Source organism: Polyangium fumosum, assembly GCF_005144585.1.
GTDB classification, from domain to species: Bacteria; Myxococcota_A; Polyangia; order Polyangiales; family Polyangiaceae; genus Polyangium; species Polyangium fumosum.
In genome coordinates this window covers 91133-113299 of record NZ_SSMQ01000039.1, presented here as the reverse complement: position 1 = coordinate 113299, position 22167 = coordinate 91133, and the positions used below count along the sequence as shown (strand labels likewise).

Below are 22167 nucleotides of genomic sequence, written 5' to 3'. Positions count from 1 at the left end.
CCAACGCGTACAGGATCCGTTCGAGCGTGCCGTCCTTCGACCACTGCTGGAACCGCCGATGGCACGTCTGGTAGGGCGGATATCTCTCGGGCAAGTCGGCCCATCGAGCGCCGGTGCGCATGATCCATAGGATGCCGTTGAGTACCGCGCGCGCGTCCTTCCACGGCCTCCCGCGGCGATCTGCTCGCACGGGCGGCGAGGGGATGAGCGGCTCGAGGAGTGCCCACTGAGGGTCTGTCAGGTCCACACCTGCATATGTCGCCAGCCGTGAAAATGTACCGACGGCTGGACCGACGCTGGTTAAATTGATCCCACAAAGTGGGATGTTGGAGCCGATGGTCCTACCGGATGGTTTATGGGATGACTTCGAATGTCGCGCATCGGCACCTCGCGCTCTTCCAGGCGCCCGTCCGCTTCGCTCACGAAGAGCCGCGACGACATGAAACCGCCTTGCACCACGTAATAGGAGCCTCCGCCCGCGAAGACCGAGGGGGCCGGTAGCTCCAGGGGCCCGCGATCCTGAAAACGTGTTCCCCCGTCCTCGCTCACGAAGACGCGCTCGCCCACGGCCACGACGCGGTCTCCATCCGTGGCGACGCCGGTGATGGAGACGTCGTCGATCACCTTGCTCTGGTGGCCGCTCCGCTCCACGCGTACGAGCGCGCGGGGATGCGCGACGAACAACGCATCGTCGAGCGCGGCGCCGTCGGGCACGCGCGTTTCGGCGCCCCACCCGAGCGGGATTTTTTCGAGGGAGGCCCCGTCGTAGCCCCACGCGAATTGTCCCTCGACGTCGACAAACCACGCCCGATGCGCTCCCGCGCCGAGCACGTGTACCGGGATATCGATGCCGGGGACCGGTACGAACGCGCCGTCTTTCCCGAGCGAAAAGATGTCTCCGCCCCCGACGGCGAGCAGCGGCCCGTGCTCGGCGCGTACGAGCGCGGGATTGTTCCAGTCCTCGGTGCCGGCGATACGTTGCCACGCGCCATAGCGCGGGGACACGAGGCGAACGACGGACAGGGCGAGCAGCGACACGTGGAGGAGCGCGAGGCTCACGACGACGCCGCGCCGTACCTTCAGCGGCGTCGATTCGGGGAGCAGGCTCTCGAACGCCGTCAGATCGAGGAGGAGGCCCAGCACCGACAAGAGGACGGTCGCCGCGTACATCCCGTTCGCGAACGCGATCGGCGGGAAGACGAGGAGGAACACCGACCACGCGGCGACCTTCACCAGCGTAACGAAACGCGCAACCGAGGCCACACGCGACTTCTAGCAGTCCGTGCGGGCTCGGCCGACGACAAAGTGGAGTTTTTTACGAACCCTCGGCGGGGGCAGACGCGGGCGCCTCGCCCCGGCGGTCCACGAGGAGCGGGTAGATGATTTTCGAGGCTTGTTGGCCGCGCGCGGGGCAATTCGCCGGGCGCGGCGGGCGGAAGAATGGCGGGCCCTTCGTGGGCGGCGGATCGTCGGGACAAACGACGTCGCTGCCGACCTCGAACGGCTCGAACGTCGTCGTCCCGAGCACGGCGGCGAAACAGGCGTCGATGCTCGGGTCGGCGCGCGTCGAGGGGTCGTTGCGATCGGCCGTCACGGCCTCGATCGTCCCTCGCTCGGGGACGATGCGGGCGACCATGTACACGTGTTCCCCCGGGCGCACGCAGGCGCAGGCCACGTCGTAGAGCGGGTTCATGAACCGACCGGCGTACGCGGCGGGCAGCCGGAGCACGCTCGCGCCGATCTCGCGAGGCGTCCACCGGAAGGGGCAACCGGCCGTCGAGACCGGCGCGCGTGGCGTCACGGGCGGGGCGAGGTCTTCGGCCGGGGAAGGCGCCGCGGAGGCCGCTGGCGGAGGCTCGACCGCGGGCGGGCGCGTCGGACTGCAAGCGAGCCCCAGGGCCGAGAGCATCATCGAAGCGGCGCGGGCGAGGACACGAACCATGGGGGCATGGATGCCGCGGGGCGCGCGGAGTTCCCGCGCGTGCTTGCGACGCGCGCCTCGGGTCCTCAGATCCAGCGCGGAGGTCGTATGAACAAGAAGGGGCCGTCCGCCCTCGTTGCGGCCCTGGTCGCCGTGCTCGGGCTCGGTTTCTCGGCTGCCGCGCAAGATACGAACACGACGGGTCATGGCGCCGCCTCGGGCGAGGACGCCCAGCCGCCGGTCACGCCGCCACCAGGCTGCGTCTACCAGCGCACGCTGACGAAGTGCTATGTGCGCGTGAAATTCTGCAACGAGCTGTACCTCTGTCCCAACGGGAAGGAATGGTGGCGCGGTTGGAGGGAATGCGGCACCTGCCGTGGAGGCTCGGAACCAAGACCGTAGGTGTGGGGAGGCGTGATAAGGTCCGGCGGTGATCTCGTTCGTCCTGCGTTCGGCGCGCGTCGAAGACATTCCCTTGCTCGGGGCGATCGAGCGCGCCGCGGACGAGCGTTATCGAGCGACCCGCTACGCGTCGTTCCTGGATGGGGAGACCATCCCGCTCGACGTCGCGCAGCGGGCCGTCGCGGCCGGGCGCATCACGGTCGCCGAGGTGGACGGCGAGGTCGTCGGCTGGCTCTTCGTCACGCGTTTGGGCGCGGAGCTGTGCCTCGGGCAAGTGAGCGTGCTCCCCTCGCACGGGCGGCTCGGCATGGGCACGGCGCTTTTGCGGGATCTCATCGAACGAGCGCGCGCGGCGGGGGAGCGGACCCTCGTGCTGAACACGCAATCGGATGTCGCGTGGAACATGCCCTGGTACGCGCGCCACGGGTTCGTCGTCGTCCCGCCGGAAGAATGGTCCCCGGAGATGCGCGTCCTGACCGACGCGCAACACGAAATGGGCATCGATTGGAGTTCCCGCGTTCATATGCGCCTCACGCTCGTGTGAAGGCGCGGCGGCCCGCGTCTCCGCGCGCGAGCGACGTGAACCGTTCGTTCATCCAGTCCACGCCGAAGCGCACGAGATCCGCGGCTTCGACGAGCTCGCTCCGCGCGCGGCCCACGGTCCCTTGGGCCGCGCGGCCGGTGGCCAGGTAGTCTTGCAAGATGAGCGCGAAATAATCCTCGCCGGGCCATTCGACGATCCCGTCGCTGTCGTCGAGGCCATCGACATACCGGATCTCCGGCGCCGGGTTCCCGGTGATCCGACGGTATCGACGTACCCGGCGTTTCTCGGGCAGGTCGACGAGATATTCGGCCCAGTGCAGCACGGTGGTGGTATTGAGGTCGGCGCCGAGGCGGAGCACGCGCCCGCCCACCTGGCAAAGCCGTTCGAGTGGCGAGCCGATACCAAAATAGTCGTGCCACGGTGGATCCCGGACGAGCTCGACGGCCCGCGCGCCGCGGGCGCCGAATCGCCCCTCCGGATGGTTCGTCACGAGCGTCCCGGGGCGCTGCCGGAACGCTTCGGCGAGGTACCCGACGTCCGGATCCGCAGGCGTACGCAGGCTGTCGAAGGGGTCGGCGCCTTCGAGATGCAGGGCGCGTTCGTCCTCGGGCAGGTCGTTCACCCAGGCCCAGTCGTCCCGCGCGCCGAGCACCATCATCCACGTTCCGCCCTCGCCGACGGCGTGATCGAGGGCGTCGAGGACGCCGCCCGCGCCGCCTTCGACCGGCCCGAGGGCGCGGAGCGAAGCGTGGATCATCAAAGTGTCGCCCGCGCGGACGCCGAGCTGCTTCAGGTCGCGCGCGAGGTCGGTGGGGTGGAGCGGCGGAGGCTTGGGGGACATGGATGGAGCCGTTGGAGGAGGCGCATCCTACACCGTAAAGGCGGACATGAGGAACGACCGCGCGGCCGACGAGGAAGCGCCGACGTGATCTCGCCGCATGTCCCTCCCGTGGAAATGGATGGCAGAGGAGGAATGGCAAACCGGAACCAGACGGGGAGAGGGGCGTCGGTCCGGGGAAAAGTTTGTCCTTGACCCCGTGGACGAACCGACCTACCGCACACTCGTGCCCTCCTTGCTCCACGAAGCTCTCGTCGAGTTGTTCCGCAATCGGCCCGTGCTGGCTGCGGAGCTGCTCGCCGAGGCGCTCTCCGTGCCGCTGCCGCGCTTCACCGAGGCCCGCATCGAAGCGGCCGATCTGACGGACATCGTGCCCCGAGAAATGAGGGCTGATCTCCTCGTGCTCCTGCTTGAGGAGCGGCCCGTGCTCGTCATCATCGTCGAGGTTCAGCTCCAGTGGGACTCCGACAAACCGTTTGCCTGGCCGGCCTACGTCGCCGGAGCGAGGGCGCGATACCGCTGCCCCGCTTGCCTGTTGGTCGTGACCCCAGACGCGGCGCTCGCGTCCCGCCTGGCCAAACCCATCGAGCTGGGACCGGGACGAGGATCCGTCGTGCCGCTCGTGCTCGGCCCGCAGGGGGTTCCCGTGGTGACGGACCTCGCGGAGGCGGCGAGGCGGCCCGAGCTGGCCGTGCTTTCGGCGCTGGCGCACGGACAAACGGAGGTCGCGCTCGACGTGGCCGTGGCGGCGCTCGCGGCGACCACCGGGGTCGAGGACGACGAGCGGAAGGCGCTGTACGCGGATCTCGTGCTATTTTCGGTGGGCGAGGCCGCGCGCAAGGCGCTCGAGAGGCTGGTGGCCATGCGAAATTATGAATATCAGAGCGAGTTCGGCCGGGAGATGGTCGCCAAGGGCCGCGAGGAAGGCCGCGAGGAAGGCCGCGAGGAAGGCCGCGAGGAAGGCCGCGAGGAAGGCCGCGAAGAAGGTCGGGAAGAAGGCCTCCGACCGCTCGTGCACATGGTCGAGCGCCGGCTCGGCCGCGCGATGACCTCGGCCGAGCGCTCGTCCCTCGTGGAGCTGCTCCGCAAGCAGGGCCCGGACCGGGTCGGAGACGCCGTGCTCGATCTGTCACCGGCCGAGCTCGCGACCTGGATCGGGGCCACGAGCGAGCACTGACGCAGGCAGATCCCTTGCGGTAGCGCGTGACCGAGAGCACGTTTTGGGCGTTGCAGGAAACTGAGGAAACCGGTACAGTTTCCTTGGTTCCCACGGAGGCCACGATGCACACCCTGCCTGCCGGTCCTCGCTTCCCTGCGCTCCAAGCGCTCAAGCTCGCTCGGGACACGAAGCGTTTTTTTCTCGATGCCGTCGGTCGATACGGTGACCCGTTCACGCTCCCGCTTCCTCCGGGGGACGTCGTCGTCACGGGGGATCCCGAGGGGATCCGGGAGATCTTCACCGCGGATCCCTCCCTGTTCACCCCGTACGCGGTCCTCCCGCTCGAACCGGTGGTCGGCCGGCATTCCGTGCTCCTGCTCGACGGCGCGCCCCACCGCCGCGAGCGCAAGCTGCTCACCCCGCCTTTTCACGGCGATCGCATGCGCGCCTATGGCGACCTCATGGCGGCCATCACGCTCCGCAAGGCGGCCGAGCTCTCGGCGGGCGCGAAGTTCAAGGCGCAAGATCTCACCCAGGAGATTTCGCTCGAAGTCATTATCGAGGCCGTCTTCGGCGTGCGGGATCCGGCGCGTGTGGCGCTCTTTCGCGAGGTGATCGTCGGTTACATCGAGGCGTACACGCCGCCGCTCATGATGATCGAGCCCCTGCGCCGCTCCTTCGGCGGCCTTGGGCCCTGGGCGCGATTCCAGCGTTTTTCCGAGCGTTTTCACGCCCTCCTCGCCGAGGAGATCGAGGCCCGGCGCAAGAACGGCGAGGTGCGCGACGACATCTTGAGCCTCCTGCTCTCCGTGCGCGACGAGGAGGGAAGGCCCATGTCCAATGAGGAGATCGACGATGAATTGCGCACCATGTTGATCGCTGGCCACGAGACCACGGCCATTGGCATGGCCTGGGCGCTCGACGGGATCCACAGGAGTTCGCGCATCCGTGAGCGGCTCCTCTCCGAGATCCGCGAGCTCGGCCCGGCTCCCTCGCCCGAGGCGCTCGTGAAATTGCCTTATCTCTCGGCCGTCTGCGACGAGGCGCTCCGGCTGCATCCCGTGGTCGGCATGGTCTCGCGCAAGCTCCTCGCGCCGTTCACGTTCCGCGGCGTCGAGCTCCCGCCCGGGGCCGCCGTGATGGCGGCGATCGTGCTCGTGCATCACAACCCCGCCGTGTATCCCGACGCCGATGTGTTCCGGCCCGAGCGATTCCTGGAGCGCAAATTCACGCCGTTCGAGTATCTGCCCTTCGGCGGCGGCGCGCGGCGTTGCCTCGGGGCGGCGTTCGCGCTTTACGAAATGAAGATCGTGCTCGGGACGCTGCTTTCGGCGCACCGCTTCCAGGTGCTCTCCGCCGAGCCGCCGCGCGTCGTGCGCCGCAATGTCACCCTGGGTCCGTCCGAGGGCGCGCCGCTCCGGTACCTCGGGCCCGTGCAGCGGGCCGTCGCGTGACGGCCGAGGCGGAGGCGCGCGGCCGCATCCTCGCCGTTGCGCGGCGGCTGTTTTACGCGCACGGGTTCGGCCGCGTCACCATGGACGAGATCGCCTCCGAGCTCGCCATGAGCAAAAAGACGCTCTACCGCCATTTCGCGAGCAAGGAGGTGCTCTGCGAAGCCGTCATCGACGCCACGTTCACCACGATCGACGCCGAGCTCGCGGCCGTGCTCGACGACGCTGCCCTCGGCTTCGAGGACAAACTCGAGCGCTTCATGCGCCTCGTCGCGGGCGGCTACGAAGCGGCGCGCGGGCCGCTCCTCACCGATCTGCAGCGCGACGCGCCGTCGTTATGGGCGCGCGTCGATCAATGGCGGAGCAAGGTCGTCCACACGCGCACGCGTGCCCTCTTCGCCGCGGGCAAACACGCGGGGGTCTTCCGGCCCGACGTGCCCGAGGACTTTGTCGTGCGCATCGTCCTCAACAATGTGCAGAACATTCTCCGCCCGGACGTCCTCACCGCGCTCGGGATGAGCTTTCCCGAGGCGTTCGCCCATTGCAAGGCGCTGCTCCTCGATGGGATCCGCGCCAGACCCGAGGGCGGCGGGCGCAGCGCGGCCCCGTGAATCGTCTTCTCACCCCTCGCGTAGCTTGAAGCGCTGGATCTTCCCCGTCGCGGTCTTCGGCAGCTCGCGCACGAACTCGAGCCAGCGCGGGTATTTGTAGGGCGCGAGCCGCCCCTTCACGAAATCTTTCAACGCGTCCGCGAGCGCTGGCGAGGCTTCGTCCGGCCGCTTCAGCACGACGAAGGCCTTCGGCTTGATGAGCTTGGCCTCGTCGGTGTGGCCCACGACGGCGGCTTCGAGCACGGCCTCGTGGGCGGTGAGGGCGCTCTCGACCTCGAAGGGCGAGACCCAGATCCCCGAGACCTTGAGCATGTCGTCGCTGCGCCCTGCGTACGTAAAATACCCTTCCGCGTCACGCACGTACCGGTCGCCCGTGCGGGTCCAGGCGCCGTGGAACGTGTCGAGGCTCTTTTGCCGCTGGTTCCAGTACGAAACGCAGCTCGACGGCCCGCGCACCCACAAGGAGCCGTCCTCGCCGTCGGGCACGGGTTCGCCCGCGTCGTCGACGAGCTTTACGTCATAACCAGCGACAGGGCGGCCCGAGGTCCCGTACCGCACGTCACCGGGCCGATTGCTCATGAAAATATGCAACATCTCCGTGGAGCCGATCCCGTCGAGGATGTGCGCCCCGAAGCGCTCGAACCATGTCTCGCCGATCTCCTTGGGCAAGGCCTCCCCCGCGGAGACGCAGACGCGGAGGCGATCGGAGCCGGTCTCGCGGCTGTTCTTGGGATCGGCGAGGATCGAGGCGTACAGCGTGGGGACGCCGTAGAAGATGGTGGGACGTTTTTCGCGGAGCACGCGCATCACGGTGTCGGGTGTCGCCCGAGCGGGCTGGTAGACGGCCGTGGCGCCGACGTGAAAGGGAAACGTGATCCCATTGCCGAGTCCGTACGCGAAAAACGATTTCGCCGCGGAGAAGACCACGTCGTCCGGCTGGATCCCGAGGACCCGCTCCCCATAAAGCACGGCGGTCTGCTGCAGGTGGGAATGCAGGTGCACCGCGCCTTTCGGCCGGCCGGTCGACCCGGACGAGTACAACCAGAAGGCCACGTCGTCCGGCGTCGTCGGCGCGGCTGCGAGCGTGGGCGCGGCGGCGCGGAGCAGCTCACCCAGGTGCGCATGCCTCCCGGGGCTCGTGCCTTCGCCGCCGACGAGCACGACGTGCTCGACGAAGCGCGCCTTTTCGAGGATCGACGCGAATTTCGGGTAGAGGAGCGAGGAAAGAACGAGCACGCGGGCGCGGCTGTCCTCGAGCAGGTACGCGTAATCGTCGGGCTGGAGCAGCGTGTTCACGGGCACCGGGACGGCGCCGATCTTCATCGCTCCGAAGAAGACGGTCGGGAAATCACGGCCATCGAGCAGGCATACAAGGACCCGCTCCTCCATCCGGACGCCGAGCCCGCGGAGCGCGTTTCCCGCCCGGTTCACGCGCTCGGCGAGCTCCGCATACGTGACGGCGCCCTCAGGGTCGATGACGGCGATCCTCTCGCCGCGCCCCTCGGCGAGGTGCCGATCGATGAAATGGCCGGCGGCGTTGTACTCGCGGGGGAAGGAGAGGGCAGGGGAGGGCGCGGACATCGTGGCAGGAGCGTACCACAGGTCGCGGCACGTATGCGCGGCGGTTTGTGCGCCGCGTCGGAACCACACGCGCCCTCGATTGCACGAATCGCGCGACGAGAACGGGGGTGGCTTGCGCAATTCGTGCAAGCCGGTTGCTCGATAGGTGCACGTGGACCGTGTGCCTCCCGCATGTTGGGCGTTTCGCCGAGGCGCGGCGCGGCAGGACGCCAGGCATGGCGATTGCCAAAATGAAAAGCATGAACATGCGGCAGATTCGTAACTTTCCCGTGACTTCGATCGTCCTCGCGTTCGGCGTCGCCGCGTGCGGCACCGGCGAGGGCTCTGCTCCGGACGAGGCGGTCGCCGCTGCGCAGGCGGCCGTGACCGACGAGGTCCTCGCCGAGCTCAACGCAATCCCTGGGCTCACGGTCGTCAGCGAAAATCCCTCGACCATTCCGGGCACCCGCTTCTTCGTGCTCCGATTCGAGCAGCCCGTGGACCACCATGACCCGGATGGTCCGCGCTTCACCCAGAAAATCGCCCTCCTGCATCGCTCCTTCGACGCACCCACCTCGTTCCTCCCCAGCGGGTATGCCGTGAACACGCGGAGGGTGATCCAGGGCGAGGTGACGGCCATGCTCGAGGCCAATCAGCTCTACGCCGAGCATCGCTACTATGGCGAATCCGTACCCCCGGGCCCGACGTACGAGCACCTCGACATCGAGCAGTCCGCCGGCGATCACCACCGGATCGTGCAGGCGTTCAGGCCTGTCTATACAGGCCGCTGGATCTCCGGCGCCAGCAGCAAGGGCGGCATGACCTCGATCTATCATCGCTACTACTACCCGGACGACGTGGACGGCACGGTCGCGTTCGTGTCGCCGTCCACCTATTCACCGAGCGATCCGCGGTACGTCACGTTCCTCCGGAAGGTGGGGGACGCGGCGATGCGGTCGAGGCTCATCGCCTATCAGCGCGCTCTCTTGGCGCGGCGCGACCAGATCGTGCCGATGATGGTGGCGGAGCTGGGCGAAGACTGGGGCCTCACGTTCGATATCGTGGGGGCCGATCGCGCCTTCGAATTCGGCGTCCTCGAGGCCTCGTTTTTCTACTGGCAGTTTTGCCCCGTGCAATTCTGCGAGCCTCATCTCCCGGCGCCGGGCGCGAGCGACGAGGAGCTGCTCTCCTTCTACATCAACTACCTCGGCGCCCCGTTCAACTACGACGACGAGACCATCAACGTGCACTACGGGCCCTATTTCTACCAGTCGGCCACCCAGCTCGGCCACCCGCGCTTCGACGAGGCCCCCTTGCGGGATCTGCTGCGGTATCCGGGGCAGGACAGGGCGGAGAACCTCACGCCCGTGCCGGTGACGATCCCCTTCGATTACGGACTCATGCCGCTGATCGAAGCGCGGACGTGGGCACATGGCGAGCGGATGCTTTTCATTTATGGGGAGAACGATCCTTGGAGCACGAGCCCGTTTGATGTCCGAGCGAAGAACGACGCATTCCGGTACTTCGTGCCCGACGGGCACCACGGCGTGGGGATCGAAGACCTCCCCGAGGAGGAACGATTGCACGCGATGAGCCGCATCTTCGATTGGGCCGACGTGCCCTTCGACCCGTCGGCCGCCCGGACGGCGGCGCCGCTCGCGCCGGCGGTCGAGGACGACGAGGCTCCGGGGCCACGCTTCCGCTTGCCGCTCCGCTGATTCGCAGGATCTTGCGTTCGCGCCTGCGCGGGGCGATCCTCGGCCATGGCCTCGCAAAGCGCCCCCGATCCCGTCGACGCGTGGCTGCCGTTGCCGCGCCTCCTCGCGTATGGCCTCCAGCACGTGCTCGCCATGTACGCCGGCGCCGTCGCGGTGCCGCTCATCGTCGCCGGCGCGCTCGGCCTCTCGCGGGAAGAGCTCGTTTCCCTCATCGGCGCCGACCTCTTCACCTGCGGCCTCGCGACGCTCGTGCAAACCGTGGGGTTTCCCGGCTTCGGCGTGCGTCTACCGGTCATCCAGGGGTGTACGTTCGCCGCCGTCGGCCCGATGATCCTCATTGGCAAGACGGGCGGACTGCCCTCCGTGTACGGTGCCGTCATCGCGGCTGGCGCGCTGACCTTGCTCGTCGCGCCCTATTTCGCACGATTGCTCCGGTTTTTTCCGCCGGTCGTGACGGGCAGCATCATCACGCTCATCGGCATTTCCTTGTTGCCCGTCGCGGTGCGCTGGGCGGGCGGCGGGGACCCGTCGTCCCCCGATTTTGGCGCGCCGGCCGCGCTCGGCCTCGCGTTCACCACGTTCGCGCTGGTTCTCCTTTACAAACGCGTGCTCACGGGCTTCTGGCAGAGCGTGGCCGTGTTGCTCGGGCTCGTGTCGGGCACCGTGATCTCGGCGGCTCTCGGCATGTTCGATCTCGCGGGCGTGCGCGAGGGGCGCTTTATTGCCGTGACCACGCCGTTCGCATTCGGGCTGCCTCATTTCGATCCGGGGGCGGTGGCCTCGATGGCCCTCGTCATGCTGGTCGTCATGGTGGAATCGACGGGGGATTTCGTGGCGCTCGGCGAGCTCACGGGCAGGCCCTTGACGCCAGAGGCGCTCGCGCGCGGCTTACGCGCCGACGGTTTGTCCACGATGCTGGGCGGCGTGCTGAATGCATTTCCGTACACCGCCTATGCGCAGAACGTGGGCCTCGTAGCGCTCTCGCGGGTGCGGAGCCGCTGGGTCGTCGCGGCGGCGGGCGTGATCCTCGTCGTGCTTGGCCTCTTGCCGAAGCTCTCGGCGCTCGTCGCGGCGATTCCAGCGCCCGTGCTCGGCGGGGCGGGGCTGCTCATGTTCGGGCAGGTGGCCGCGAGCGGGCTGCGTACGCTGTCGCGGGTCGATTTCGACAGCGAGCGGGGGCGCATGAACGGGTTGATCGTCGCGGCGACTTTGGCCGTGGGCCTCATTCCGCTCGGCGCTCCGAATTTCTGGCGAAGCTTGCCCCCGTGGCTCCAGGTGATCCTACAAAGCGGCATCACCGCCGGCAGCGTGACCGGCATTCTCTTGCACGCGATGTTCGCTCGCGGGAGCGATGGCTCAAAAGACGCCGCTCACGCCGATCCCGGGAGCCCTTAAAACTCCATCGCTGACGAGGGTCGGCGCGAAGTGCCATCGCGGGGCAAACCCGCCCCGGGACTTCTCCGCGTCCATGGTCGGAGCGTCCTTGTCGTCCTCGCGCGCGCGCACGATCGCCGTGGCAAGCGTGATCCCCCCGTGCACGAACAATGCGCCCGACCACGCCGTCAGCGCTGTCCAGGCCCCACGATCCCGGCCTGCGGGATCGAGGAGCTGCGCCGCGCCCACGAGGATCGTCGGCGTCGTGCCCAGCATTTCGACGATCTCGAACGAGTGCGCTCTCTGCAATCGACCAGCCGAGCGCCGGGGGCTCGCCTGGCGACACGATCGCGGCGTCGTGAATCGTGAAGACCGTGCCGGTGACGAGGATCGACGTCCCGGTAAAGAAGATCGTCGCGAGCCCCTCTGCGAGATCGCGGAAGGAGTCGGCGCGCGCCTCCGGGGCCAGGGTGAAGGTGAGGGCGGCGGCCGAGAGCGCGACACAAGCCTTCGCGAGGGTTCGGCGTCGGAGCGAGATCATCGTTTCCACCTATTCGAATTACAAGCCCAGTTTTCCCAGGAATGGCTCCAGCAGATCGAGCATCGCCTTGATGCGCGGGATCTCGGACAGGACGGCCGGCACGACCACACGGAACCCGAGCTCGCGGCCCACGAGGTCGGGCAGGACCGGGACGATCGTGCCCTCGGGCAGCCCTTCGTCCGGGATCCCGGGATCGGGCAGGAGCGCGATTCCGTGCCCCGCGAGCGCGAGCTGACGGATCACGTGAATGTCTTGGGCCGTGACGAGGGGCGAGACCGGGAACGTGCCGCCGCGGAGCAGCGGCCAGGAGCGCCCGTCCTCGCCCGGGCTCTCCCACGCGAGCAGATCGTGCCGCGAAAGCTCCTCGACGGATCGTGGTGTCCCGCGCCGGGCCAGGTATTCACGCGACGCGACGAGCCACACGCGAATGCGCATGAGCTCGCGTGAGACCCACGGCCCCGCGGGGCTCGTTTCGCCGAAATGAAAGGCGAGGTCCACGCTCTCCATGAGCCCCGCGATCGGATCGTCGCTGAAATGGAGCTGGAAGGCGAGGCGCGGGTGCTTGCGCGCGATGCCGAGCACGTGAATGAGGACGTGCGGGGGCAACCCCACGGGCAAGAGGACACGAAGCACGCCGGCCGGCTCGGATCCCGCCTCCCGGACCGATTGCAAGAGCGCGTTCGACTCCTGCACCATGAGCCGCCCGCGCGCCGCCAGGAGTTTTCCGGCTTCGGTGAGGCTGACGCCGTCCCGCGTCCGATCCACGAGCAGCACGCCGGCGCGCGCTTCGAGCTGATCGATCCTCCGGCGTAACGTGGCGCGCGGCATGTGGAGGGACGTCGCCGCGGCCAGGAACGAGCCGGCCTCGGCCACCGCGAGAAAGGCTCGGAGCTCTTCGAGATCCATGGGGATGGTCGTTTTCTGAACACCGGGTGGCCGAGATTGGCCATACGCCCGCCGCTCGGCCGAGCATACCATCGAACGATGCTGACCAGCCATCTCGATGTGCCGCACGAGGGACGAACCTTCCGGCGCGGCGCTCCCGGTTATGAAGAGCGACGGCGGGCCACGATGTGGAATGCGCGTGTGCCCGATCGATACCCGGAGGTGATCGTGCAAGCGAGGACCGAGCGCGACGTGGTCGCGGCCGTGAAGCTCGCGCGGCGGGAGGGCCTGCGCATCGGCGTGCGCTCGGGGGGCCATAGCTGGGCGGGCAATCACCTGCGGGACGGCGGGCTCTTGCTCGACGTCTCCGGCCTCGACGAGGTCACGATCGACCGGAAGGCGAGGCGCGCGACGACGGGGCCGGGCCGCGCTGGCAACGAGCTCGCCGAAATGCTCGGGCGGCACTCGCTGTTTTTCCCGACGGGACATTGCAAGGGCGTGTGCGTCGGCGGCTACCTGCTCCAGGGCGGCTTCGGCTGGCACGGCCGCGCGCTGGGCCCGGCGTGCATGAGCGTGATCGGGCTCGATCTCGTGACCGCCGACGGCGAGCGGGTCTACGCGAGCGCCGAGGAGAACGCCGATCTCTACTGGGCCGCCCGTGGCTCGGGCCCCGGGTTTTTCTGCGTCGTGACGCGCTTTCATCTTCGTGTGTACGAAAAGCCCGAGGTCACGGGGTTCGCGTTCCAGAGTTTTCCCATGTCCCGGATGGAAGACGTCTTCCGCTGGGCGCGCGCCGTGGGGCCTTCCGTGCCCGCCTCGGTCGAGCTGCAGCTCGTCATGACGCGGAATGCGACCGGCGTGGGCGGGCCGGGCATCGAGGTCTTTGCGCCCGTCTTCGCGGGCACCGCGCGCGAGACGTTCGACGCGCTCGCCTTCATGAACGAGAGCGCCCTCGGCCCGAGCGCCGCGCTCAAGGCCGACTTCATCCCCGCGACGCTGCCGCTCCTCTACAGCGCCGTCATGCACCATTACCCGGACGATCATCGTTATGCGGTCGACAACATGTGGACCCACGCCCCCATCGACGATCTGCTCCCGGGCCTGCGCAAGATCGCCGAGACGCTCCCGCCGCCGCCCTCGCACGTGTTGTGGCTCAACTGGGCGCCGCCGCCGGACCGCCCCGACATGGCGTTCTCCGTGGAGGACGACATCTACATCGCCCTGTATGCAGGGTGGAGACGAGAAAAGGACGACGACCTCTACGCGTCCTGGGCCGGGGATCGCATGCGGGAGATGCAGCCGCTCGCGAGCGGGTGCCAGCTCGCCGACGAGAACCTCGGAAAACGCCCGGCGCGCTTCGTCACGTCGGAGAACCTCGCGCGGCTCGATCGAATTCGAGGAGACCGCGATCCGAAGCACTCCTTTCACGCCTGGATGGGACGACCATGAGCCACCCGATTCCTTCGCGCTCACTCCACCTCGGGATGCAGGAAGGCGAGCTACGCGACAAGCCTTATGCAACGTTCTGGAATCCGCGCATCGCGCCGCTCGTGGAGCATGCGCGGGAGGCGCTTCTTTGGGGTCCGCTTGCCGCGCCCCTGCTCCCCGGGCTCGACGAGGCGCCGCGGCTCCTCGACGCGGGAGATCACGAGGTCGAGAATGGGCACGGCGTTCGCGACGACGGCGCGCTCTTCCTCGCGGTGCGCACGGCCATGCCCGACGTGTCGCCGGCCATGGTCGATTGGTGGTTCGGCTGGCATGGCCAAGAGCCGCAACGTTACAAGCTCTGGCATCCCCGCGCGCACGTGCATGCGTGCTGGGGAGACGCGGATCCGCCGGGCGCCAAGGGGCGCGCGCGTTACGTCGGCCGCGTTTCGTTCGTCGACGAGTACATCGGCAGCCGATTGCAGCAGGTCACCATCCGGTTCGTCCGGCCCGCAGAACTCGGATTCGACGAGGCGGCGCTCGCGGATCCTGCGCAGGCCACCGTGGTTTGCGCGCGGATTGGCCTCCTCGGGCTGCCCGTGGAGGCCGGGTGGCTCGTGCATCACGTCCGGCGTGTCCCGGGCGGCGCCGAAATGCGATCCCGCTTCTGGCTCGGCGGGCCCCACGGCGTCGTGCGTGCGCCGGGGTTCGTCGGCGCCGTCGCGTCGCGTTTCGCGCGGCGCGTGGCTTCGCCGAGCCTGGAGGAAGCACGCGCGCTCCTCGTGCATTGCTCCCAGGAAATGTCGCACCTCGCCTCGTTCCTCCCGAAGCTTTACGCCGAGCTCCACGAAGTGCCCTGATCACGGCCGTTTCGAGGATGTCCACGCGTGGACATCCCATGGCGAACCGTGGCCATTGTGGGGACATCGAACGGAGCTACCTTCGATTCGTGAGGCGCCGACGCCGCCTCGTCGACCTTCGGAGGGCACCGTGAACCACCGCCACGAACACTTTAGGACCTTTTTCTTGAGATTGATGGGATTCGCGCTCGCGTTCCTCGGGAACGTGGCGATCGCGAAGGCCACCGTCGTCACGCCGACCGACGATACCCACGTGAACCTCGACGGATCGGGACCCCACGGCAGCTCGACCGAGCTCGTCGTCAAGCTTTCGCGGAACACCAGCACGGACCAGTCGTACAACTCCGTGGCGACCGTCATGCGGTTCCAGATCAACCCGACGGACAAGGCCACGGACGCGGCGCTTTACCTCGACCTCGCCAGGTTCGACGAGGCGCTCTCCTGCGATTTCCGGATCTGGGGCATCCGGGAGACGACACTCGCCGCGGAGACCTTCGAGGAGGAGACCGCGAACTGGTCGACGTTCAATTCCATCATCAACAATAGCGCCGTGGGCGTGAACACGTCGCCGCTCTGGCCCATCCTCTTCGATGGAAACCCCGCCACGCCCGACCGGGACCCGCTCGCGACGATCACGCTGACGCAGGCCGACCTCCACAAGACCGTGCGGTTCTCGAGCCAGGCGCTCGTCGATTTCATCAACAACGACAACGACGGCGTGATCACGCTCATCGTCACGCGTGTCCTCCGGAGCAACAGCTTCGACACGGCGTTCGCCTCGAAGGAGCACACGACGCTGAGCGGGCCGCGCCTCTTCATCCAGGCCGAGGAGACGCTCGGCGCCGCCGCGGACACCTATGCTCGGTATGGGGACTCGACGGTCCACGGGGCCGAGAGCGACATCCTCGTGAAGAACAACGGCGGCACGCACGCCAATACACGCAAGGGCGTGGTTCGTTTCGAGATGGCGCCGGGCACGAAGGTCGAGAAGGCCACGATGAGCCTCGACGTCGCGAATTACTTCCAGGACGTCGGCACGGTCCCGGAGAGCTTGAACTTCGCCGTCTTCGGCATCCGCGACGGCGCGGCGTCCGAGAGCTTCGACGAGGCGACGGCGAACGACGCGACGTTCTCGAACGAAATCGACAGCTCGTCCGACGGCGTGCGGAACTCGGAGGTCGATGCGCTCGGGCAATTCACGGTGAAGCGCACCGACGTGGGCAAGACCGTCTCGTTCACCAGCGACGCGCTCGTCGATTTCGTCAACGCGGATGGGAACGGCAAGATCACGCTCGTCCTCGTCCGCGCCAAGTACACGCCGTACCTCAACTTCGCGTTCGCCTCGAAAGAGAACACGAGCCTCGAAGGCCCGCGCCTCGCCATCACCCACGCCCTCGACGACGTGCCCGCGCCGACCCTGAAGTTCGTCTACCAGGACATCAACGGCGACGGCGCCCAGGAGCTTCTGCTCGTGGTCGAGTTGCCCGGCGGCAATGGGTTCGTCGTGGCCGATCCCTTCGTGATCGCCGAGGCGCTGCGCACGTCGGGATACAACTTCGGCGCCGGCACGGATTTCTGGGAGACGCTCAGCGTCACGCAACAGGCGAGCTTGCTCGCGACGGTCTCCGATCTCGTGGGGAACGTGGGCACGACGGTCGACGCGACCGAGCTCGAAGCGGCCCGTACGGACCTGCCCGAGGGACGCACCTATTCGGTCGCCTTCTTCAACGGCGATTTCGAGCAATCGCGTTACGGGATGACCTTCTCGGGCTCGATGATGTCGAGCACGTCGCAGAACGCGCTCGGGTACACGACGGTCGAGATCGGCCAGGGCAATGCCGGCGCGATGTTCACGGACAGCGGGCTCGCCATGGGCTTCGAATCGAACCTCTTCGTCCTCACGACGGGCGTGGGTGATCCCTCCGGCACGACCGCGTCGCTCAACCTGTCGGCCGGCGTGGGCCTCTATGGCGAGCTCAAGTACGGCAAGGATGGGCAATACGGCTTCAGCGTCCCGCTCGTCGTCGTCCCCGTGGGCGTGTCGGTGTACGTCAAGGGCAGCGATGCTGTGACCGCATACAACCACGTGCGGGGCTGGGTCGTCGGCTTCGGCACTCCGCTCCACATCATGGCCTACAACCTCCACGCGTGGGGCATCGACTGGAGCCACGACGTCCGCGTCGGCCTCGTCGACGCGGTGAACGACGGTCGTATCGTGATCAGCCATCACGCGGGCGTCGCGGTGGTGTGGACGCGGGAGGCCGCGCGGGAGTCGACGGTTTGGCTGCATGGAACCACCGAGGAGATCGGCTCGAAGCTCAATGGTGTCGCCGGGACGGCCAGCACCGCGCTCCTCTCCACGACCGAGAATGCAGCCGCCGAGGTCACGAACTGGACCTCGACGGCCGGGTCGGTCGTGAATTCGACGCTCGACTCGACCCTGGGCTGGTTCGAGGGCGGCGTGTCGGATCTCGAGGACCTCGCGGAGGACGTGGGCAGCGAGGTCGAGGACGTCGTGGATGACGTGGGCGAGGTCCTCTGCAAGGTGTTCTGCTTCTGATCCTCACCCCGGCGGGGCGGCCTTCCCGGCCGCCCACGCGATGGCCGACAAGGCGACGACGAGCCCGGCGAACGTGCGGAACGCACGGGAATCCCCCTCCGCCGGCAGATCTTGTTTGAGCCGCAAGCTCCCCGCCGCGCACACGATCCAGCCCATCACGTCCCCCGAGAGCAGCGCGGCGAGCGCGGCGATCGTCAGCACGATTCCCCGCTGCCGCGTATCGAGCGCCCGAAAGCCCCGCGCGCCGTCGAGCTGCCAGACGGGGACCAGGTTGAAGACGTTGAGCGTCGCGCCGACGCTCGCCACCGCGAGCATCGTGCGATCCTTCAGGACGAGCCCCGCCGCGAGCGCGATCGCCGCCGCGGCGCACCCCCACACGGGCCCCGCGAGCCCGACCCGCGCGTCCTCGCGGGCGTCGATCGGATACTGCTTCATCCGCACGAGCGCGCCGAGGCCCGGCACGAACATCGGCGCGGTCGCCTGGATGCCGTACAGCCGAAGCGCCGAGACGTGCCCCATCTCGTGCACGTAGATCGAAGCCACGAGCCCGAGCGCGAAGGTGAGCCCGCGGGATCGATCGAGCGCGAGCCACGCGAACATCGAGAGGAGCGTGGGCAGCGAAGCGAGCCCCGAGACGAGCAGCTTTGCCTTCCCGAGCAGCGAGAGCAGGAAGTACTTGAGGTTCCACGCGACGAGCGCGACGGCGCCGAGGCCTGCCACCGTCTTCGCGCGTCCGCCCTGCGGCTTCGGCGTATTTCCGACTTGTTCGAGGGCCAGGCTGAGGCGGCGGATCGTCTCGCCGACGACGCGATGCTGCGTGCTGCCCGGGGGCAAGAGGCCGAGCGCCTCGCGCCAGTGCGTGAGGGCGTCGGTGATGCGTCCTTCGCGCTCTGCGGCCTCGCCGTCTGCCGCGAGGGCCGCGAGGCGCGCGCCGTGCACGAGCTTGCGGCAGGCGGGGCAGGCGAGCATGCCCGGGGCGAGCTCGACCCCGCAGGCCGCGCAGCGCGAGACGACGTGGTTCAAGGGGTCGGGCTCGCGCTCGTGTTCACCTGGTACGGGCCGCTGATGGCGACCGGGCCGCCGACGCCCCTCGACGCCTGCCACGCGGTGCGCAGGCCGAAGAAGATGATCAGCGCGCCGATCACGCCGCTGAAGCCGCTCGTGACGTCGAGGATCGGCGCGATCAGCGTGAACGCCGAGACGAGCACGACGTAGACGATGCTGCCGATGAGCCCCAAGCTCTGCGTGTCGTCGCCCGCGTTCATCGCGGCGAGGATCGAGGGGAGGTACCCCATCGCGGACGCGAGGTACGTGAGCACGACCGCGAGCACCTGATGTTTCGTGCTGCCGAATCCACGCGTGACGCTCTGGATGACGCGGCCGACGAGCACGCCGATCCCGATGGTCGCGAGCGCGAGCTGGATGTGGGTGAAGTGGACGAAGAGCGCGTACACGACGCCGCAGCCGAGGGCGACGCCGCCGGCCTGGAGGAAGGCTTTTCCGAAGGCCGAGGCGCTGCGGGCATCGTCCGACGAGCGATGGACGGCGTCGCGACACGAGCTGCACAGGACCTTGTCGAGGAGCTGGTAGTACGCGGTCGTGATGGCCGACTGGCAGATCGAGCACTGCACGTGCCTGGCGGCGGGCTCGCCAAACTCGGCGCGCTCGAAGTCGAGTTGGGCCGATGCTTCGGGCGCGGCAGGCGCTTCGGGCGCGGTGGGCGCGGCGAGCGCTTCGGTCGCGGCGGGCGGCGCTTCGGGTTCGGCAGGCTTGGTGTCGAGTGTGGCTTGGCTCATCCCCCGATCTCCATCGGCGGGAGTTGAGCGTCACGGGCGAGCGAAGTCAATCATGCCGAGGCGAGGTGCGGAGGAGGGGGACCGTTCGTGGTGCCTCCGCGGGGAGGACGACCGCTCTCAGGGCGAATGGATCTGGTAGCTCATCCCGCCGACGACCTTGCCGGAATTTGATTGGTGCACCTGGAAGAGCCGGGGGGTGTTGCCGGGCAGAGGCTTGTCGGTGATGAAGGTGAGCTTTACCTCGTACGCCTCGGCGGGCCCCAGCGTGATGCCGCCGATGCGGGCATTTTCTTTCGAGGTGATCCCGATCTTGCCGTTGGCGAGCAGCGCGACGCCCTGGCCGACGGAGCCTGCCTGGATCCAGCGCTGGAGCAGCGTGGGCCCGAGATCGATCTCGACCGTGCCATACGAAAGGAAACCGCCATTGCCGGGATTCAGCGCGATGAAGGCGAAGTCGGTCTTTTTGGGGGTACCCACCTGCTCGAACGGATCACGCACCAGGAACGAGACCGTGCTTTGCCATTTTTTGGTGCCGGTGAGCTTCCACTCGTCGACCACGTTCATGTTCCGCCACGCGATGTTGTTGTTGTTGCGTGTGTTCTTCTCGACCTCCGCGGTCTCGGCGTGGAACATGGGATCTTCGTCGGACACCCAGCGCGCGAGCATGCAGTAATGACCGGTGCCCGGAGGGTTCCAGGGCGCGACGACATCGTGCACCTTGCCGACGCCGCCCGGGACCACGTAGGGGAGCGTCGCGAACTCCGTCCAGTTCGACGGCCAGGCGAGCCCCGAGGAGGCATGCGCGTAATACACGCGCAACGTGCCGGGCACGGCCACACTCCTTTGATTGCGCAGGCGCACATAGGCGTAGTTGACCTGCCCGAACTTCGGGTTGAGATGCTGGTGCTTGCCGTCCTTCGTGTGACGGATCCAGATGTCTTCGCTTTGCCACATGGGCTGGCCTGCGGTGGCCGGATCGGGCTCCAGCCCGGTGTCCGACGGCGTGTCCTGGATCCATACGCCGCCGGAGTTGTAGAGACCTTCGCAGTGCGCGGGCGGCTTGACGAGGAAGGAGGGAATGGAGATACCCTGCAGCATGTCGCCCTCGTGGGGGCCAGCGGGTTCACCCCACCAGTTGTCCTCGAAATGGGCTAGCGAGGGGATGCTGCCGATGAACACTGCGCCGAAGACGGGGGGCCGACCATTGCGCACGATGCAGGTCTGGTGCACCTCCATGGTCGGGGCCTTGCCCCACTGGCCCAACAACGCGAACGCTTCTCCCCCTGCGACCTGTCCGTAATTGGCGCCGTTTTCCGTGATGACACTGTCATGGATGGACAGGGCGCCTCCCTGCACGTGGAGCGCGTTGGGTCGGTTCCGCGCAAGGGTCGCGCCGGTGATGGTGACGACGCCCGTATCGAGGTACAGGGCGCCCCCCGCGACTTCCTCGGCACCCCCGAGCGTGTGCAAGTCATCGGGGGCCAAGTTCGCCGATAGCGTGCCTCCGTGGATCTCGAGCGACCCGCGATTGAAAATGGCTCCGCCGTAGCCTGCCCAATTGTAGGATAGGTCGGCCTCGACGAGGTTCACCGTTCCCTTGGTATCGTTGAAGATGCCGCCACCCCGGTCGTCATTGCCTCCTTCGAGGACATTGTCGAGTGCCACATTGCCGCTGATCTTGCTATGATCCACGGTGACGGTCCCGGACGCATTGTAAATGCCTCCGCCGTTGTCGAACGCCCAAGCCCCGTAGATTTTACTCTCATCGAGGATCTGGACGTCACCCTGGGCGTTGTAAATGGCCCCGCGGCAAAACTCCCCCTGCTCGATCGAGCTGCCGACGAGCTGGACCGCGCCGGCGTTGTTGTAGATGCTGCCGCCGTTGCCCTGCAGCGGAGATGCCTGGTTGCCCAACCTGCACGGAACATCTCCTTCGTAGGTGCCGCACCGATAGAGGATGCTATCGAGGGCGACGACCGAGCCGCCGTCGTTATAGATCGCGCCCCCGTTCACGGCGTAGAACCCCTCGATGGTGACCGTGTCGAGATCCAGGCTTCCACGGTTGTGAATTGCGCCGCCCTCGTCGATCGGTACGAAGGAGCCAAGGCACCCGAGCTTCAGCGACTTCAGCACGAGGTGGCCTTCGGGGTCGACATCAAAGACGCGCGGCGTGGGCCCCGAGGCGCCATCCTGGAGATGGATGGAATCTGTCAAGGGATCCGTGCCGACGATGGTGATCTCGGTACGGATGGCGGGAAGCGTTGCGTCGATCTCATACGTTCCATGAATACACAAAGTGGCGGCCGTCGTGTTGTCGTTGGCCCATTGAATGGCGGTGATCAGATCGCCGGCGTCCTCGGGAGCGACGTCATAGGTGCACGCTGCCGCGGCGCGGCATGCGAAGAGGGAGCCGGTCAGAGCCACGAAGAGGCTGGTCCAGACCGATATGCGGCGGCGCGTCGAGCGTCCGCGCGCTTCGATGCGAAGAGCGGATGACGATAACATCGTTGCCTTCCTGGTCG

At 67.7% G+C, this 22167-nt stretch carries 19 protein-coding genes; 9 read left to right on the top strand and 10 right to left on the bottom strand.

The genetic code is table 11. The features are described 5' to 3' along the window. From E8A74_RS56105 to E8A74_RS31200, 3 genes are all read right to left on the bottom strand, one after another. Positions 1-247, bottom strand: a 247-nt coding sequence (locus E8A74_RS56105; protein ID WP_170229509.1) for a transposase, incomplete at its 3' end; no start/stop codon positions are given. 53 nt (positions 248-300) lie between these two features. Then, positions 301-1263 carry a hypothetical protein gene (locus tag E8A74_RS31205; RefSeq protein WP_136932756.1) on the bottom strand — a complete coding sequence of 321 codons (963 nt, stop codon included), beginning with the start codon at positions 1261-1263 and terminating at the stop codon, positions 301-303. A gap of 52 nt (positions 1264-1315) precedes the next feature. Then, entirely contained in the window at positions 1316-2128 is an 813-nt protein-coding gene (locus E8A74_RS31200) for a hypothetical protein (RefSeq protein WP_136932755.1), read from the bottom strand. 223 nt (positions 2129-2351) lie between these two features. On the opposite strand from E8A74_RS31200, the gene E8A74_RS31195 reads away from it, so the two are divergent. Further along, positions 2352-2867: a GNAT family N-acetyltransferase gene (locus E8A74_RS31195; protein WP_136932754.1), complete on the top strand. Its 516-nt coding sequence runs from the start codon at positions 2352-2354 to the stop codon at positions 2865-2867. Here the strand turns inward: E8A74_RS31195 and E8A74_RS31190 are convergent. Continuing rightward, on the bottom strand, positions 2854-3708 hold the full coding sequence (locus tag E8A74_RS31190; protein WP_136932753.1) for an AAC(3) family N-acetyltransferase: 855 nt from the start codon (positions 3706-3708) through the stop codon (positions 2854-2856). The two genes, E8A74_RS31195 and E8A74_RS31190, sit on opposite strands and share 14 nt — an antisense overlap. A gap of 196 nt (positions 3709-3904) precedes the next feature. Here E8A74_RS31190 and E8A74_RS52905 point away from each other — a divergent pair, with 196 nt between their 5' ends. The 3 genes from E8A74_RS52905 (at position 3905) to E8A74_RS31180 (ending at position 6926) form a co-directional block, all read left to right on the top strand. Next, a complete protein-coding gene (locus E8A74_RS52905) occupies positions 3905-4882 on the top strand; it encodes a hypothetical protein (RefSeq protein ID WP_170229508.1) in 978 nt (325 codons plus the stop codon). Between the two features lie 104 nt (positions 4883-4986). Next, positions 4987-6318, top strand: a complete 1332-nt coding sequence (locus E8A74_RS31185) for a cytochrome P450 (RefSeq protein ID WP_136932752.1) — start codon at positions 4987-4989, stop codon at positions 6316-6318. Further along, the gene (locus tag E8A74_RS31180) at positions 6315-6926 is read left to right on the top strand and encodes a TetR/AcrR family transcriptional regulator (protein ID WP_136932751.1); all 612 of its coding nucleotides are present in this window, start codon (positions 6315-6317) and stop codon (positions 6924-6926) included. The genes E8A74_RS31185 and E8A74_RS31180 overlap by 4 nt, the downstream gene beginning before the upstream one ends. A gap of 9 nt (positions 6927-6935) precedes the next feature. Here the strand turns inward: E8A74_RS31180 and E8A74_RS31175 are convergent, their stop codons facing one another. Then, a complete protein-coding gene (locus E8A74_RS31175) occupies positions 6936-8507 on the bottom strand; it encodes a benzoate-CoA ligase family protein (RefSeq protein ID WP_136932750.1) in 1572 nt (523 codons plus the stop codon). A gap of 245 nt (positions 8508-8752) precedes the next feature. Here E8A74_RS31175 and E8A74_RS31170 point away from each other — a divergent pair, with 245 nt between their 5' ends. Further along, a complete protein-coding gene (locus E8A74_RS31170; protein WP_170229507.1) occupies positions 8753-10204 on the top strand; it encodes a S28 family serine protease in 1452 nt (483 codons plus the stop codon). A gap of 45 nt (positions 10205-10249) precedes the next feature. After that, entirely contained in the window at positions 10250-11599 is a 1350-nt protein-coding gene (locus E8A74_RS31165) for a nucleobase:cation symporter-2 family protein (RefSeq protein WP_136932748.1), read from the top strand. On the opposite strand, the gene E8A74_RS31160 is transcribed toward E8A74_RS31165, so the two are convergent. After that, positions 11561-11887: a hypothetical protein gene (locus E8A74_RS31160; protein ID WP_136932747.1), complete on the bottom strand. Its 327-nt coding sequence runs from the start codon at positions 11885-11887 to the stop codon at positions 11561-11563. The genes E8A74_RS31165 and E8A74_RS31160 overlap by 39 nt on opposite strands. Before the next feature lie 250 nt (positions 11888-12137). Beyond that, positions 12138-13025, bottom strand: coding sequence for a LysR family transcriptional regulator (locus E8A74_RS31155; RefSeq protein ID WP_136932746.1), 888 nt, complete (start codon positions 13023-13025; stop codon positions 12138-12140). 78 nt (positions 13026-13103) lie between these two features. On the opposite strand from E8A74_RS31155, the gene E8A74_RS31150 reads away from it, so the two are divergent. The 3 genes from E8A74_RS31150 (at position 13104) to E8A74_RS31140 (ending at position 17849) form a co-directional block, all read left to right on the top strand. Then, the gene (locus E8A74_RS31150; protein ID WP_136932745.1) at positions 13104-14453 is read left to right on the top strand and encodes an FAD-binding oxidoreductase; all 1350 of its coding nucleotides are present in this window, start codon (positions 13104-13106) and stop codon (positions 14451-14453) included. Further along, the gene (locus E8A74_RS31145; protein ID WP_136932744.1) at positions 14450-15289 is read left to right on the top strand and encodes a DAPG hydrolase family protein; all 840 of its coding nucleotides are present in this window, start codon (positions 14450-14452) and stop codon (positions 15287-15289) included. The genes E8A74_RS31150 and E8A74_RS31145 overlap by 4 nt, the downstream gene beginning before the upstream one ends. 166 nt (positions 15290-15455) lie before the next feature. After that, the gene (locus tag E8A74_RS31140) at positions 15456-17849 is read left to right on the top strand and encodes a hypothetical protein (RefSeq protein ID WP_136932743.1); all 2394 of its coding nucleotides are present in this window, start codon (positions 15456-15458) and stop codon (positions 17847-17849) included. Positions 17850-17852: 3 nt separating this feature from the next. Here the strand turns inward: E8A74_RS31140 and E8A74_RS31135 are convergent, their stop codons facing one another. From E8A74_RS31135 to E8A74_RS31120, 3 genes are all read right to left on the bottom strand, one after another. Beyond that, positions 17853-18872, bottom strand: a complete 1020-nt coding sequence (locus tag E8A74_RS31135) for a site-2 protease family protein (protein WP_136932742.1) — start codon at positions 18870-18872, stop codon at positions 17853-17855. Continuing rightward, positions 18869-19645 carry a B-box zinc finger protein gene (locus E8A74_RS31130; protein WP_170229506.1) on the bottom strand — a complete coding sequence of 259 codons (777 nt, stop codon included), beginning with the start codon at positions 19643-19645 and terminating at the stop codon, positions 18869-18871. Before E8A74_RS31130 ends, E8A74_RS31135 begins: the two co-directional genes overlap by 4 nt. 117 nt (positions 19646-19762) lie before the next feature. Then, positions 19763-22150 carry a hypothetical protein gene (locus E8A74_RS31120; RefSeq protein ID WP_136932739.1) on the bottom strand — a complete coding sequence of 796 codons (2388 nt, stop codon included), beginning with the start codon at positions 22148-22150 and terminating at the stop codon, positions 19763-19765. Between the last annotated feature and the right edge of the window lie 17 nt (positions 22151-22167).